Raw genomic sequence first — 14478 nt, forward strand, 5'->3', positions numbered from 1 at the left:
CCGTGCTCCTTCTCCCTCTCCCGAGGGCAGGGCTCCGCCTGTCCCGCTCGCGCGAGCGCAGGCGAAGCGATTGCTGTGTGTCGTCACGCCTCGCGCCGCGAGGCTCAGGCGATGCGCAGGTCCGGCCAGCTCGCCAGCGGGTCCGTGGACTTCACCAGGTGCATCCCCGCGTCCGCGAAGCGCTTCAGCGATGCCTCCGCCTGCGGGGTGAAGTCCGCCGCGAAGCCCCCCTTGCCGTCCGGCACCGTCACCGACGACATGCAGTCCGTCAGCAGGTACACCTTGCGAGCCAGCGCCGCGTCCTGCGCGACAATCTCCCCGAGCAGGTCGTCGATGGAGCTCTTCACGCAGTGGCTCGCCGCCTGCCCTGCAATCACCACCGCGTCCGCGGTCAGCAGCGTCTTGAGGAACTGGGTATTGCGCTGCGCCAGCGGCTGGCCGTCATGCCGCCCCAGCACCTCCGGGCGCAGCACCGAGTAGTTCTCCGTCAGCGGATTGCCCCCCTTCACCTCCGCCCACGACTGCATGCCACGCGCGAAGGCGTGGAACAGCCGCGCCTCCTGCACCACCCCCGCCAGCGCGTGCCCGTCGCTGCCCAGCAGGCAGTGCGGCGGCCACAGGTACAGCGTGTACTTGCCCGCCCGCTCCAATTCCTCGCAGTAGTACTTCACCTGCTTGAGCAGCCAGGGGTAGTTGCCACCGCACAGCCACTTCGCCATGGCGGGGTTGGGCCGCGCCTGCCCACGCTCAATCTGCTCGCGCGTCACCTCGCGGTACGGCGTCAGCGGCTGGTCGTCCTGGTCCACCCAGAAGGACGGGAAGAAAATCTGGTATGCGAAGTGGGTGTCGAGCGTCGCCGTCACGTTCGTCAGCGCGCCGAGGTTGCTGTAGATGAACTCCGCGATGCGACGGCTGTCATCCACGGCGCCGCGCCCGCTGCGTCCCGCCACGTAGAGCGAGCCCTCCGGGAAGCAGAAGTCCTTCTGCACGTCGATGAGCAACAGGTGCAGGTTGAACGCGTCCGTCGCCGACATGGAGACGTCGTTCGCCGCGCGCCAGCGCTGGGCCTCCACCTGGAGCTTCCCCGCGTCAGGGCTGTATCCGAACTGCCCGGCATGGGCCGCGTCGTAGAACCTCGGAAGCGGAAGCGCCTTCACTTGCGTCTTCATCGTCCTACCTCCTGTGAGGCGTGGAGGCACCCGCTCCACGCGGTTGAGAAACGTCCCTTCAGTTCATTCGCAGCACGGTGATGTCCTGCCGCCCCACCACCGCCAGCCCCTGCCGCACGAGGAAGAGCGAGCAGCCCGCGTCCACGAAGGGCTCGGCATCCGGGAACTCGCGCACCGCCTCCAGGCGGCCCTGCCGAAGCTCCACACGGGTGAGCCCCGTATCGGTGGCGCAGAACAGCGCGTCGCCCGCCGCGCACCGTCCACGTGGCGCGCTGCCCAGCCACGAGCCGTCACCGGCCTCCGCCACCGCGCTCGCGCGCACGGCGCCGTCGTGGCCCACCACCACACAGTGATGCAGCGTGCGCCCACTGGCTTCCTCCACCAGGAACAGCCAGGCGGAGGGCCCATCGAAGACACAGTCCACGTCCACGAGCTTTCCCGTGGGCCAGGGGAGCGACAGTCCATCCTTCAAGCCCAGGCGCTCCGCATCGAAGACGAAGGCGCCGCGCAGGCCGCCCGCGCGATGGAAGCCCAACCCGAAGCGTGGCCCCACGAAGAGCCGCGTCTGTCCTTCGAGCACCGCGCCCACGCGCTCCGGCCCATATGCGCCGTCCCGCCACAGCCCGCCGCCCACGGCCCAGTACCGGTGCCGCGCGTTGGTGGCGTAAGCGGACTGGCCCTCCGGCGCATCCACGCCCACGCGGTCCGGGGGCCGTCCGGGCGCCAGCACCGCCACTTCACCGCCCCGGCCCACCAGCGTCACGTCCCCTTGCAAGGCCCAGCGCAGCGACGGGTCCAGCGCCCCGCGCAGCACCACGCGTCCGTCCTCGCGCCGGTACGCGCCTTCCGCGTGGTAGAGCCAGCGAAGGATGCCCGCCTCGTTGCTCGCGTGCACCAGCACGCCTCGCGTGGAGAACAACCGCGTCGCCGTCACCTGGCCTCGGACCGACGTCACCGGCGTGGCGGCCGCGGTGGCGTGAGGCTGACACGTCGGGCAGGCCGCTCGCGCATGCTCCACGCCGCACGACGCGCAGGGGGTGAAGCGCAGCCCCTCCAGCAGCGGATACGGAAAGACGCCGCGAAGGTCCTCCACGAAGACGCGGTGCAGGTGGTGCAGCACGTCGTCCGGCAAGGTCGCCAGCGGCAGCGCGGGCTTGGGATACTGCACTTCCGGATGGAACACGGTGATGCGTTGGAGCACCCGGCCCGCGGGCGTCGTCCGAGCGGCCGCGCTCCTGGGCTTGTAGACGCCTCCGTGCGGCCCCACGCACAGCAGCGACTGCATCACCGCGACGGCATAGGCATACCAATCACTCTCGATGGAAGCGGGGCGGCTGGGTACCAACCCTTGCGTGCCCGTGCTCCCGAGCCGCAGCGGGTCGAGGAAGCGCTCCGTGAACACCGGACAGAGGAACCCGCCGAACTGAAAGCTGTCCGCGTCGATGAGGTACGCCTCCGACGTCCCCGCCACGAGCACGTTGAGGTCGTTGAAGTCCCCCACCACCACGCCCGACGCATGCACCGCGTCGAGCGTCCGATGCAGCTCGCGCAGCAGGTCCACCACCCGCCCGGACGCCGCGCCTGCCCTGCGGAACGACGGCTCTCCGAAGCGCCGCAAGGGCTCCACGTCGTCCAGCTTGCGCATGGCGTAGCCCAGGACCTCGCGCGCCTTCTTGTCCGTCGCCAGGGCCTGAGGCACCACCACGCGGCCGGGCAGTCCTGCCGGGAAGACGCGCAGCTTGCGCTGGTGCTCGTCCAACCGGACGCGCGCCGCGGCCTGCTCCGCGGGCAGGCCCGTGTAGTCGGGGTGCTCGGGTGGCTTGAACACCTTGAGCGCTCGGCCATCCCCCAGGTCGAACACGTCCGCCTCGCCGCCCTTGCCCAGCGCTCGCGCGGGGTTCAACCGCACCTTCTTGCCTTCGAGCCAGACGTCCATGGCCTCACGCCCTCCCCATGCGGCGGCGCAGCACCACCAGCGTGGTGTCATCCGGCAGCAGGCCCGGAGTTCGCGCCAGTTGCTGGGAGGCGAAGTCCGCGCGCACGGCTTCCCGGTTGAGCAAGGCCAACCGGCGGCGCAGGGCATCCGGGTTGGCGAAGTACCGGTCCTCCGTCCAGAGCCGAGACAGCGGCCCGACGAGTTCGTCCCCCGCCGGCATGCGCGTGGTGGCCAGCCGCTCCAGGTCCGCCACACCGTCGGTGCCCAGCAGCAGCGCGTGGACGTCCTCCGTGGGCACCAGGGCCCGCGGGGTCAGCGCGACGTCCTCTCCGTGCATCAACGCATAGGCGAGGTAGGGCGGCGCGTTCCCCGGAAACGGCCCGAGCGGATGCACCTCGCCATTGAGCGCCCACACGCCGTCTCCCGCGGAGAAGACGAGCGTCAGCGAGGGCGTCACCACCGCGCCCACCACGGTGAAGAGGAAGTCCCCCATCACCTCCCGCCCCAGGTCCGCCCGGAGCTCACTGAGCAGACACAACACATCCTCACGAAGGCCTGGGAGGAAGGTGGGCTCATCCACGCGCTCACCGTCCGCGAGCCGCACCAGCGCGGCCCGCGCCAACCTGCGCGCGCCCAACTGTGCGCCCAGCTCACTGCAGGGCTGACTGCCACAGCCATCCGTCACCACGGCCACCAGGCCATGCTCACTGGCGCGGATGCACAGCGCATCCTGGTTGTTGCGACCGGCTCGGGCGTGCTCCCGGCCCAGCACCGAGGCAGCGGCGACGTCGAAGGGCAGCGCGGACATGGCTCTCCCGTGGCCCTGAAAGGGCACGTGCGGCGAGACAGGCGGCGATACGGCGGCACGCTTCAGCCAGTGGACACCCCACGGGCAGCGGCCTCTCACGAACCTGGGTCGTGCCCATGTTCGTGTCTCAATGACACCAACATAGTGTCCAAATCACACGATGTCAACGTCACGAGCCGCTGGGGCCTCCCTCGAGCCCGCAGCGGGTCAGAGCTCGAAGTTGAAGCCCGCCTTCTCCAGCTGCTTGTACTTCTTGTGGTCGAACCGGTAGAGGCGCGCGGCCCGGTGGGAGACGTCCTGCTCCACCTCGTCCAGCTCCTCGAGCAGGTCCATGGCGAGGATCTTCTTGCGGAAGTTCCGCTTGTCGAGCTCCCGCTCCAGGATGACCTCGTACAGCCGCTGGAGCTGCGTCAGCGTGAACTTGGGAGGCAGCAGCTCGAAGCCGATGGGTTGATAGCGGACCTTGCCCTTGAGCCGCTGGAGCGCCGTGCCGAGCACCTCCACGTGGTCGAAGGCCAGCTTCGGCGTATCCCAGACGGAGAACCACGCCGCGTCCCGCGCGTCCGTCGCCGCATGCGGCACATGGTCACTGAGCTTCACCAGCGCGAAGTACGCCACCGTGACGACGCGCCCGCGTGGATCTCTCCCCGGGGCGCCGAACGTGTAGAGCTGCTCCAGGTGGTTCGGCCGGATGCCCGCCTCCTCATCCAGCTCCCGGCGCGCGGCGTCGTCGAGCGACTCCTCCATCCGCACGAAGCCCCCCGGCAGCGCCCACCGCCCGGCGAAGGGCTCCACGCCGCGGCGGATGAGCAGCACCTTCAGGTCCTCGTCATCCAGACCGAAGACGACACAGTCCACCGTCAGCGCCGGCCTCGGGTACTCATAGGTGTAGCTCACGGGTCCCGGCATAGTGTCCGGAACACACCCGGGTCAAGTCGCGGACGGAGTGGCCGCCGGGCCCGCGCGGCCTAGGTCCGGACCATGCGCGACAGCTGGCGCCAGTCGACGAGCTGAACGCTCTCCTCGGCCAGGTCGAACTCCAGCGAGCGCCGCATGCCGATGACGTCGCCGCCCATCTGAAAGGGCACTTCCCGGTCGAAGTCCATGCGCAGGCGCTGGACGAACCAGTCATGCATGTGGGGCATCGGGTGCTCGCCGCGCCAGAGGCGGAACATGTTCCGGGTGGCCTCGATGACGCCGGCGCCATAGACGCGCACGGACAGCCGGTGGGGCACCGCCTGAGCGAAGGGGAAGGCCTTGAAGCCGAAGCCCCACTCGGGCGTGGTGGCCGCGCCAGCGACGCCCGCGGGCCCCCGGTACAGGAGCGCGCCCTTGTCCCCATGCGACACGGGCTGCACGGAGCCCCGCGCGTCCACCGTGAGGGCGGGGTCGCCCAGGTTGTAGACAGACACCGTGGGGTTGCCCTCGCCGAAGAGGTGGCGAGGCACCGTCCGGGTGAACATGGCGCCCAGGTAGCCGCGCAGGCCGGCCTGGGTGCTGCGCAGCGGACCGGAGGCGGCGAGCTGGTTCTTGAAGTCCTGAATCATCTCCGCGTCCCAGCCGGTGCCGGCGAAGGGGCCACCTTGCCCTCCACGCGGACCAGGGCGAAGGGGCGCAGGGGCGGCAGGCGCTCGCCCACGGCGGCAATCTGCTTCAAGGCCTCCGCGGGCCGGGGCGCGCCGGTGACGCGGGCCCAGGCGTTGCCGGTGCCCATCGGGAGCACGCCAATGGCCGGCAGGGCCACCCCCGCGGTGCGCAACTCGTTGAGCAGCCCCGTAATCGTCCCGTCACCACCGCCCGCCAGGAGGAGGGAGGGCGGATTGGGCCGGAGCGTGTCCGAAATCCAGGCACGGGCCTCGTCGAGCGAACGGGTGAGCGCCACGCGAGCCCGGGGAAGGAAGCGCTGGACCAGCCCTCCCATGCCTTCGGAGCCCCGGCGTGCACGCAGGTTGACGAGGACGGCGATGTCATTCATGGCGAGCGGGACTCTCTCCACGCTTTGTCATGGCCCGGTCACGGCGCAGCAACCGGTGACGCGTCGTGACGCAAAAACGACCCTCATACTCCCAGTGCATGGGCGAAACGGGCCTTCAGCCCCCGTGCCTCCCGCTTCTTTCCGAGGGAGAACGCCGCCGCGGCCACGCCCCCGGCGACCAGCAGCCGGCGCAGCCATTGCTTGCCCGCAGCGTGATGGCCCCCCGAGGTCCCCGTTCCCTCCGCCATCGGCCGGAAGAGCGTCCCAGAGGTGTGGCCCTGGCGCTCCTTCTCGAAGTGATGGGCCTCGGTGACGCCGTTCATGGTGCGCTCGAAGGTGCGGGGCAGCAGGCCGTGCATGGCGGCGAAGCTCCGAGCGGCGGGGCCGACGAAGACCTCATGTCTGGGGCTGCGGAGGACCCGGAGGATGGCGCGCGCGACACGCTCCGGCGTGTAGACGGGCTCCACGGGACGGATGCGCCAGCCGGTGTAATTGGCGGTGTGTTGCCACAGCGGGGTGTCGATGGCCGCGGGGAGCACGGTGCACACGTCGATGCCGGTGCCGAGCAGCTCCTGGCGGACAGACGCCGAGAAGCCGCGCACGGCGTGCTTCGAGGCCACGTAGGCGCTGACATACGGCGCGGCGACCGTCCCGAAGGTCGAGGAGACGTTGACCAGGGTGCCGTAGCCCTGCCGGCGGAACTGGGCCACGGCGGCGCGGGCGCCGCTGACAGTGCCGAAGAAGTTCGTCTCCATCACCTGCCGGAAGGCGTCATCCGGTGTCTCTTCGAGCCGGCCCATGAGGTAGACGCCCGCGTTGTTGATCCACGCATCGAAGTGGCCGAAGACGTTGCGCGCCTCGTCCGCCAGGTGCTGCACGGCGGCCACGTCGGACACGTCCGTGGGCACGACGTGGGCCTGGACGCCGAGCCCCGGCACTCGCGAGCCAGGTCCTCCAGCGGCTCCTCGCGCCGGGCGGCCAGGACGACGTGGGCCCCCTTCTTCGCCAGGGCCAGCGCGGTGGCGCGGCCAATGCCACTGGACGCGCCGGTGACGACGACGACTTGGTTCTTCCAGGCTCGCTTCATGTCCGCGTTCTCCTTGTCGGGCCGAGCCCCAGCGCATGGCCTGAGTTCCCCTCGCGAAGATGGCGATTGCACACAGCGACGCACCGGGTCATCGAACACCTGGCCGGAGGGCAGGCGGCAGAGCGGCGCGAAGGTCCATGTCCCAGACCGCCGCCGGGGATGGGGGTCCACTGCCGGGACGGGGGCTGGGCGCGAAGCGGTGCGTCCGCACAGGACGTGGAGGCGGGGTGCTACGCGGGTAAGGGGTGGAGATGGCTCGGCTTTTCGCGGAGCACGGGTGGGTTGGAGGAAGCGGAGCGGGCTTGGTATGTGCGAGCGACTGTCGGGCAGGAAACGGAACGCAACCTGCACTCGGCCCGCGAGCCATGAACATCTCCGAACGCTTCCTTCCGCCGCCCTGGACGGCGGCCGTCGTCCTCCTGTGTGCGTCCGCGTGCATCAACGTGCCAGCCGTCGAGCCCGCACAGGCAGAGGTGCGAATCACCGCGCCGGCGGGAACGGCCTACACGAATGGTGTGGTCGAGGTCCGACTCGACGTGACGGGCCATGCGCCGGACCGTGTGGAACTGCTCAAGGACGGCGAAGTGCTGGCGGAGCTGGCGCCGCCATACACGTACACCTGGGACACGGCGGGAGAAGCGGAAGGGACGTACCGGCTGGAGGCACGCGCGGCGCTGGGAGATGTCGCGCATGTGAGCGCGAGCCGCGAGGTGGTGGTGGACCGAACGCCGCCGCGGGTGGTGTCCCGTGTTCCAGAGCAGGGCGCCCAGGAGGTCTGGGTGCAGAGCCCCATCCGCGCCGAGTTCTCCGAGCCCGTGAAGCAGAGCACCGTGACGACGGAGTCCGTGCACCTGACAGTGGGCGACGTGGCCGTGGCGCACACGGTGTCCCTGTCGGAGGACGGGAAGACGGTGACAGTGGTGCCCGTGACACAGATGACCGCGCCGAGCACCGTGGCGCTGGCCTTCTCTGGGACGGTGACGGACCTGGCTGGGAATGCCGCTGTGAATCTGGGGGAGGCGTGGAGCTGGGCTGTTCCTGAGTTCGTGCCGTATCCGCCTCATCCACCGGGCCCGACAGGGCCCCATGACGATATCGAGCCATACATCCAGCTAGATGCGAACGGAAACCCCTCAGTATTGACTTTGCGCCTGGACAGGGCAGACGAGCAAGTCCACCTAAATCTATTCGTAAACCGATGGACAGGCAGTCACTGGGAGCAGATTGGGTCGGGGCTAAAAACAAGCTCGACCGAATTTTCAATCAACACACCCAGCATTCAACTCCTTCCAGACGGGACCCCTGTTGTCGCATGGATAGAGGACTTCGGCGCGGAGTTTAACAACTATATCCATGTGGCCAAATGGGACGGGACAGCCTGGGTCCGTTATGGCGGAGAACAAGGCATTATTCCCGAGCGTCCTCATGCCTCTGGTGTCGCGCTTCAGCTAACCTCCCAAGGGCATCCAACCATCGCTGTTGCAATGAATCCAGAGGACATTGAAGGAGAAGCTGTACATATCCACCAATGGACTGGAGAACAGTGGCACCGCCTTGGCTCCGCGCTTCGGGATGACCCTCCATCCGGAACTCGCTATCCGGCATTGGTCCTGGATTCGAACGACAACCCCTTCGTGACATTCGCCACAGGCGGAAGCCTGAACCGAACTCTCGCTTGGCGTTGGACCGGGAACGACTGGGAGCAACTGGGCGACCCTACCGCCACGAACACCTACCTCCACTCCCCCTATGGACTCAAACTAGCGCTCTCCGCAGATAACAGTCCCATTGTCTCCTGGATCGGAACCGAGACAGGAACATCGCGTATGGACTTTCATTCGAGCGAATGGTCTCCAACCCGCTGGGCTTCGCTGGGCTCCCCACCAAGACAACTGGCTACGAGCAACAGAGCCATCTATGAGGCCAAGTTCACTCCACAGGAAGGACTTTTCGTTCTATCGATCGAGTCCAACGCCGAGAAAACACTAATAAATCTCAACCGTCGTACGAATGGGCATTGGGGCCAAGTCTGGAGCAGGCACTACGAAAGAAAGACAGGCAAGTCCCCCCACGGAAGACCAAGCATGGCTGTAGACTCCCGTGGGAATATCGTAGTGGCATGGGTGGATGCCATAGCCCACGGAGCTAAAAACGTCTTCGTCTATCGCCGTAACCGGTAGCCACGAGCATTCCCATGCCCGCCAGATACATCAAAGAGACTTAATGATGAGGATCACATCAGCAATCGTCGCTTTTCTCCTGTCGACTCAGGCCTACGCGGCCCCCCGTCGTACGGTGGTGGCCAGTGGTGACTGCAAGGACGCGGAGCTGAGCGGGCAGGCCAAGGCATTCCTGGGTGCCCTCGCCTCGCGCCCTGAGCAGGACACACTCAGCGCCAGCCAGTTCAGCGACCGGCTCTTCCCGCAGCCCACCAAGAGCTATGAGGACCTTCAGCGGCAGCTCGAAGCGGCCCAGGACCAATTCTACGAAGGCCGCAACGCCAGGACGCTCCAGGCCGTCGACGAAGCCCTGCAGCAGATCACTCGACTCCCCGTGGGAGACGCCCGCTGGAAGCTCTACGTCGAAGCCCAGCTCCTCCACGGCCTCAACTACCGCGCCATGGGCAAGCCAAAGGAGAGCGACACCGCGTTCCGCAACGTGCTGCGGCTCCAGCCCGAGTACCAGCTCAACCCGGACTACTTCGCCCCTTCCGTTCGACAGAACTTCGACAAGCTCCGGAAGGAACTCGCCCAGACGCGCAAGGTGAAGCTGTCCGTGAAGTCCACGCTGCCCGCTGCGGACGTGTACCTGGATGGGCTCAAGCTGGGGCAGACGCCGCTGTCGCTCGATGCGGTCCCGGGCACCTATCACCTCACGCTCGTCAAAGGCGCCACCACGAGCTTCCCACGGCACATCCAGGTGCAGGGCACGGAGACGCCATTACTCGTCGACGTGGCCTATGAGGGCGCTGTCTCCGCGAGCCCCTTCCCCTGCCTCGCCACCTCCGACGGCAACGACGAGCGCACGCTGAGCCATGCGGTCCGGCTGGGCGGCACGCTCGGCGTGGAGGAAGTCATCGTCGTCCGGCTCGAGCGCCCGAGCAGCGGGCCCAAGTGGTTCGCGGCCACCGTCCTCAATGTCGAAGGAGGACAGAAGCTCCGCGAAGGCGGCTTCAAGACCCAGGGCGCGGACGCGCCGGACGAGGCACTCGCGGCGCTGGTCGACTTCGTCACAACCGGCCGCTCCCCCTCCAACCTCGTGGTGATGAACGCCAATGGAAAGGCCCCGTGGGAATCTTCCGGGAACGTGGGCCGGAACGGGAGCGCGTCAGCAGGCGGCATGGACCTGACGGCCCCCAACCTCATGTCAGAGGGCGACGCGTCCGGGACACGCTCCACCTCCGGACTTCGCACGGCCTCGTATGTCGCGCTGGGAACGGGTGTGGCCGCATTCGGTGGCGCGGGCATCGTCCGGCTTCTTGCCCAGAAAGATGTGAACGCACTGGAGAAGCGGCTGGACAACGGCCGGATTCTGTCCAGTGACAAGGAGGCGATGGGGCTTCGCGACTCGCTGGTTCAGAAGAGCAACGTCCTCAATGGGTTGCTCATCGGCGGAGGCGCGGCAGTTGTCACGGGCGCGGTGCTCTACCTCCTGTCTCCTGATTCGAGCTCGGCACCACCCGTCTCAGTCGGACTCTCCGCGGACAGCCACGGCGCGGCGGCCTCACTGTCTGGTTCGTTCTGACGCACTATTCACGAATCCAAAGACACGCATTCCGCGAGAGGTGGACCATCCGAGTCAGTCCACCTCTCGCGCAGGCAAGCAGACACGTCGAGTGCTGGATAGGAGAGACGCGTCAACAAACACCGCCGGGCCCTCACGGCGCATAGAGTGCCGCCCATGATGCGAGCCCTCTTCGTCCTGCTGCTGGCCACGAGCGCCTCCGCGGCCTCTCCCCGAACCCTCCGAGTCGACTACTTCCACACCGGGAACGCCACCGAGGAACGGTTCAGCCTCGACAAGGTCGTCGTCGAGCCGCTGCCCTGGCCCGGCCACCCGGAACGGGCCATCGACGAGACGAACCTCGGCAAGTACCTCTTCGAGGTCCGAGACCGGGAGAACAACCGGCTCCTGTTCTCGCGAGGCTTTGCGTCCATCTACGGCGAGTGGGAGGTCACGAACGAGGCGCGCAGCAGCAACCGCACCTTCCATGAGTCCCTCCGCTTCCCCGCGCCTAAGCGCCCCGTGCAGGTGCTCCTCAAGAAGCGGGATGCCCAGAATGCCTTCCGCGAAGTGTGGTCGCTGGTTGTCGACCCGAAGGACATGTTCGTCGACTCCTCGTCTCCTCCCGCGCCCGGGCCGCTGTTGATACTGCTGGAGAACGGGCCGTCAGCGCAGAAGGTCGACCTGCTCATCCTGGGGGACGGCTACACGAAGGCCGAGCACGCCAAGTTCGAGAAGGATGCCCGGCACATGGTGGACATCCTCTTCACCTTCTCTCCCTTCAAGGAGCGCAAGTCGGACTTCAACGTGTGGGGGCTCGTCCCCGCCGCGGCCCAGTCCGGCATTTCGCGCCCCTCCACCGGCGTCCACCGGCGCTCGCCCATCGGGGCCACCTACGACGCCTTTGGCAGTGAGCGCTATGTGCTCACCTTCGACAACAAGGCCTTCCGCGAGGCAGCGGCCTTCGCGCCCTACGAGTTCGTGGAGGTCCTGGTCAACGGCAACACCTACGGCGGCGGCGGCATCTTCGGGCTCTACGGCACCGTCGCCTCGGACAGCCTGTGGGCGCCCTACGTCTTCGTGCACGAGTTCGGCCACCACTTCGCCGGGCTGGCGGACGAGTACTACACGTCCGAATCCGTCTATGCGCCCGCCGCGGACCGCCTGGAGCCCTGGGAGAAGAACGTCACCGCGCTCCACTCCCCGGAAGACCTGAAGTGGAAGCACCTGGTGTCACCAGGAACACCCCTGCCTACCCCCTGGAACAAGGAGGGATACGAAAAGCATGCCACCGCCGTGCAGAAGCAGCGCGGCCAGATTCGGGCGCAGCGAAAGCCCGAGTCAGACATGGACAAGCTCTTCCTGACCCAGCGGGACTGGGAGGAAAAGTTCCTTTCCTCACAGAAGTATTCAGGCCGGGTCGGGGCCTTCGAGGGGGCCATGTACGAGTCGAAGGGCTACTACCGGCCACAGGTCGACTGCGTGATGTTCACTCGGGATCGCGTCCCATTCTGCGCGGTGTGTCAGAGCGCCATCTCCGAAGTCATCGACCTGTATTCCGGCCCTCCGGCCAGGTCTCCCCAGGCCAATCCCTGAACGCCTGAAAATCCGGGCACCTCTTGTGTGAAATGCCCATGTCACCAGGAGCGGACATTGGATTGCCCTCCGGTTCAGGTGTAAGGGGGACGCAACCTGCTTCCCATGGAGGGGAACTCATGCAGAGACGATTTTGGCTCCCGGCGGTCGTCACGGCCGTGATGGTCACGATGGGCACGGGATGTGGCGACGAATGCGTTGACCAGTTTGACTGCCGCACGGACAAGGGCCCCCCGGCCGCCGGCAAGCAGTGGACCTGTAACTCTGGCACGTGCGAGCAGCGCGACATCACCCAGGGCCCGGATGCGGGCACCGAGGAAGACGCGGGCACCGAGCCGGATGCCGGCGAAGGTGACGCGGGCACCGACCCGGAGGGCTGCACCAGCAACGCGACCTGCGGTCTGACCGAGACCTGCAACACCACGACGAGCACGTGCGAGGACTCGGGCTTTGCCACGCCGGTCGCGACGACCAGCACGCAGATCCAGGCGGTCCGGGATGCGGCGGATGGCGCGCTCGACCCCGCGCTGCCCATCGAGGGTGCGTTCGTCACGTTCATCAAGCCTGCCGTCACGGGCAGCAACGAACTCCCCGGCTTCTTCGTCCAGGCCGAGGCCCAGGGCCCCGCCCTGTTCGTGTCCGACGCGACGGCGCTGGCCGCGGTCGCCGTGGGTGACCGGGTCAGCTTCTCCGTGTCGTCGAAGGCGACCACCGGCGGCCTGCGCTCCGCGGCCACCGTCACCGGGACCACGGTCATCAGCCAGGGCCACCCGGTTCAGAACCAGTCGACCGCCACCCCGGCCGGCCTCGCGGTCAACCGCTCCGCGGACACGTCGGACACGCTGGTGAACGGCCTGGACTCCGTGGAGTCCGAGCTCACCCACCTGACGGGCACGATTGCCGCGGCCGGCAGTGGCATTGGCGCCGGCTTCACTGGGTTCCAGATCACCACCGAGGGTGTCATCGCTGGCGCCGCCAACTTCCGGCTCCGCGTGCCCGCGACGCTCGCCACCGCGCTCGACATCACCCAGGGCTGCACGTTCACGCTGAACGCGGGCCCCATCTGGCGGTTCGACACCAATGCGCAGCCGTCCGCGTTCACGGCGTCTGAGCTCACCCTTTCGAACTGCGCGGCCCCGGCGTTCGAGTCCGCTGCGGCGACTTCGCTGACGGAGCTTGTGCTCAGCTTCAGCCGCAACATCTCGGCGGCAAGCATCACCAACGCGCAGGAGCAGTTCACGCTCACCGAGGGGCTGACGGTCTCCTCGGCCCGCGTTGAAGGCAAGCAGGTCTTCCTGACCACGAGCGAGCAGACCCCGGGCACCAACTACTCTGTCACCGTTGCGAACACCGTGACGGACCTGGCGGGTGGCGTTGTGGCCGCCGAGGGCAACACGCAGGCGTTCCGTGGCTTCCGTACGGCCGCGGTGCTCCGCATCTCCGAGGTGCAGCCGAACATGGCTGATGCCCGGGACCTGGTCGAGCTCGAGGTCATCACGGGCGGTACGACTGCTGGCATCATCCTTCAGCAGGACGTGAACTCTCCCGTGGTGGAGCTTGCCAAGTTCAAGGATGTAACTGTTGCGGCGGGCGACATCATCGTCGTCCACCTCAATCCAGCTGCGGGCTTCATTGCGGAGACTCAGGCGAAGGACGAAGTCCCCCAGAGCACTGCCTCGACTCACTACGACACGGCGTGGGACTTCCAAGGTGAGGGAGCCAACGCCATTACGTTCTCTAGCCGTATCCTGCTGGTGAAGGATGTCGCCGGAAACATCCAGGACGCGGTGCCTTTTGCCAGGACGACGGGCACCCCGCCCGCGGCGTTCATCGGCAACATCCAGGCGGTTCAGGCTGCGGGCCACTGGCTCCCCGCGGACTGCAGTGGAGCGCCCTGCACGACGACCTCCACCCCGACCGCCGCAGCGGTCGCGGCGGACTGGACGGCCATTCCCGCGTCAGCCGGCAGTGTTACGCCCACGACCAATACCATCCGCCGCATCAGCGCGACGGACACCAACACGAAGGAAGACTGGGCGGTGGGCGCTCCTTCGTGGGGCCTGCCCAACTTCTAGTCTGACGGCTTCCACATGAAGCATCCGGGCCGCGGCTCCTTGTGAGCCGCGGCCCTTTTCTTTGCCCTGGGTTCGGTAGGACCCTGTGCGTCGTCGTCATGGCTGCCTC

The 14478-nt window shown here is 67.5% G+C and carries 8 protein-coding genes and 2 pseudogenes; 4 read left to right on the plus strand and 6 right to left on the minus strand.

Translation table 11 applies throughout. The features are described from left to right. Positions 1–104 precede the first annotated feature (104 nt). The 6 genes and pseudogenes from QEG98_RS39595 to QEG98_RS39620 all read right to left on the minus strand — a co-directional run bounded on the left by QEG98_RS39595 (position 105) and on the right by QEG98_RS39620 (position 6975). Positions 105–1169 carry a nicotinamidase gene (locus QEG98_RS39595; protein WP_316565034.1) on the minus strand — a complete coding sequence of 355 codons (1065 nt, stop codon included), beginning with the start codon at positions 1167–1169 and terminating at the stop codon, positions 105–107. Positions 1170–1227: 58 nt separating this feature from the next. Beyond that, positions 1228–3105 (minus strand): hypothetical protein, encoded by a 1878-nt coding sequence (locus tag QEG98_RS39600; protein WP_316565035.1) that lies wholly within the window; start codon positions 3103–3105, stop codon positions 1228–1230. 4 nt (positions 3106–3109) lie between these two features. Beyond that, positions 3110–3913: a protein phosphatase 2C domain-containing protein gene (locus QEG98_RS39605; protein ID WP_316565036.1), complete on the minus strand. Its 804-nt coding sequence runs from the start codon at positions 3911–3913 to the stop codon at positions 3110–3112. Between the two features lie 207 nt (positions 3914–4120). Further along, positions 4121–4810: an NUDIX hydrolase gene (locus QEG98_RS39610; protein ID WP_410477907.1), complete on the minus strand. Its 690-nt coding sequence runs from the start codon at positions 4808–4810 to the stop codon at positions 4121–4123. A 71-nt stretch (positions 4811–4881) separates the two neighbouring features. Then, positions 4882–5888, minus strand: a pseudogene (locus QEG98_RS39615) (diacylglycerol/lipid kinase family protein). Between the two features lie 83 nt (positions 5889–5971). Continuing rightward, positions 5972–6975 (minus strand): annotated as a pseudogene (locus QEG98_RS39620) (SDR family NAD(P)-dependent oxidoreductase). A gap of 365 nt (positions 6976–7340) precedes the next feature. Here QEG98_RS39620 and QEG98_RS39630 point away from each other — a divergent pair. The 4 genes from QEG98_RS39630 to QEG98_RS39645 all read left to right on the plus strand — a co-directional run bounded on the left by QEG98_RS39630 (position 7341) and on the right by QEG98_RS39645 (position 14369). Next, positions 7341–9155 carry an Ig-like domain-containing protein gene (locus QEG98_RS39630; RefSeq protein WP_316565039.1) on the plus strand — a complete coding sequence of 605 codons (1815 nt, stop codon included), beginning with the start codon at positions 7341–7343 and terminating at the stop codon, positions 9153–9155. A 46-nt stretch (positions 9156–9201) separates the two neighbouring features. After that, positions 9202–10719 carry a PEGA domain-containing protein gene (locus QEG98_RS39635; protein ID WP_410478097.1) on the plus strand — a complete coding sequence of 506 codons (1518 nt, stop codon included), beginning with the start codon at positions 9202–9204 and terminating at the stop codon, positions 10717–10719. A gap of 156 nt (positions 10720–10875) precedes the next feature. Continuing rightward, positions 10876–12294 carry an IgA Peptidase M64 gene (locus tag QEG98_RS39640; protein ID WP_316565041.1) on the plus strand — a complete coding sequence of 473 codons (1419 nt, stop codon included), beginning with the start codon at positions 10876–10878 and terminating at the stop codon, positions 12292–12294. A gap of 161 nt (positions 12295–12455) precedes the next feature. Continuing rightward, positions 12456–14369 (plus strand): Ig-like domain-containing protein, encoded by a 1914-nt coding sequence (locus QEG98_RS39645; RefSeq protein ID WP_316568041.1) that lies wholly within the window; start codon positions 12456–12458, stop codon positions 14367–14369. Positions 14370–14478: the final 109 nt, after the last annotated feature.

Origin of the sequence: Myxococcus sp. MxC21-1, assembly GCF_032612255.1 — a bacterium.
GTDB classification, from domain to species: domain Bacteria; phylum Myxococcota; class Myxococcia; order Myxococcales; family Myxococcaceae; genus Myxococcus; species Myxococcus virescens.

Coding starts and splice junctions, on each gene's coding strand:
- QEG98_RS39640 (WP_316565041.1), top strand. CDS start 10,876: ATGATGCGAGCCCTCTTCGTCCTGCTGCTGGCCACGAGCGCCTCCGCG.
- QEG98_RS39630 (WP_316565039.1), top strand. CDS start 7,341: ATGAACATCTCCGAACGCTTCCTTCCGCCGCCCTGGACGGCGGCCGTC.
- QEG98_RS39605 (WP_316565036.1), bottom strand. CDS start 3,913: ATGTCCGCGCTGCCCTTCGACGTCGCCGCTGCCTCGGTGCTGGGCCGG.
- QEG98_RS39600 (WP_316565035.1), bottom strand. CDS start 3,105: ATGGACGTCTGGCTCGAAGGCAAGAAGGTGCGGTTGAACCCCGCGCGA.
- QEG98_RS39595 (WP_316565034.1), bottom strand. CDS start 1,169: ATGAAGACGCAAGTGAAGGCGCTTCCGCTTCCGAGGTTCTACGACGCG.
- QEG98_RS39645 (WP_316568041.1), top strand. CDS start 12,456: ATGGTCACGATGGGCACGGGATGTGGCGACGAATGCGTTGACCAGTTT.
- QEG98_RS39635 (WP_410478097.1), top strand. CDS start 9,202: ATGAGGATCACATCAGCAATCGTCGCTTTTCTCCTGTCGACTCAGGCC.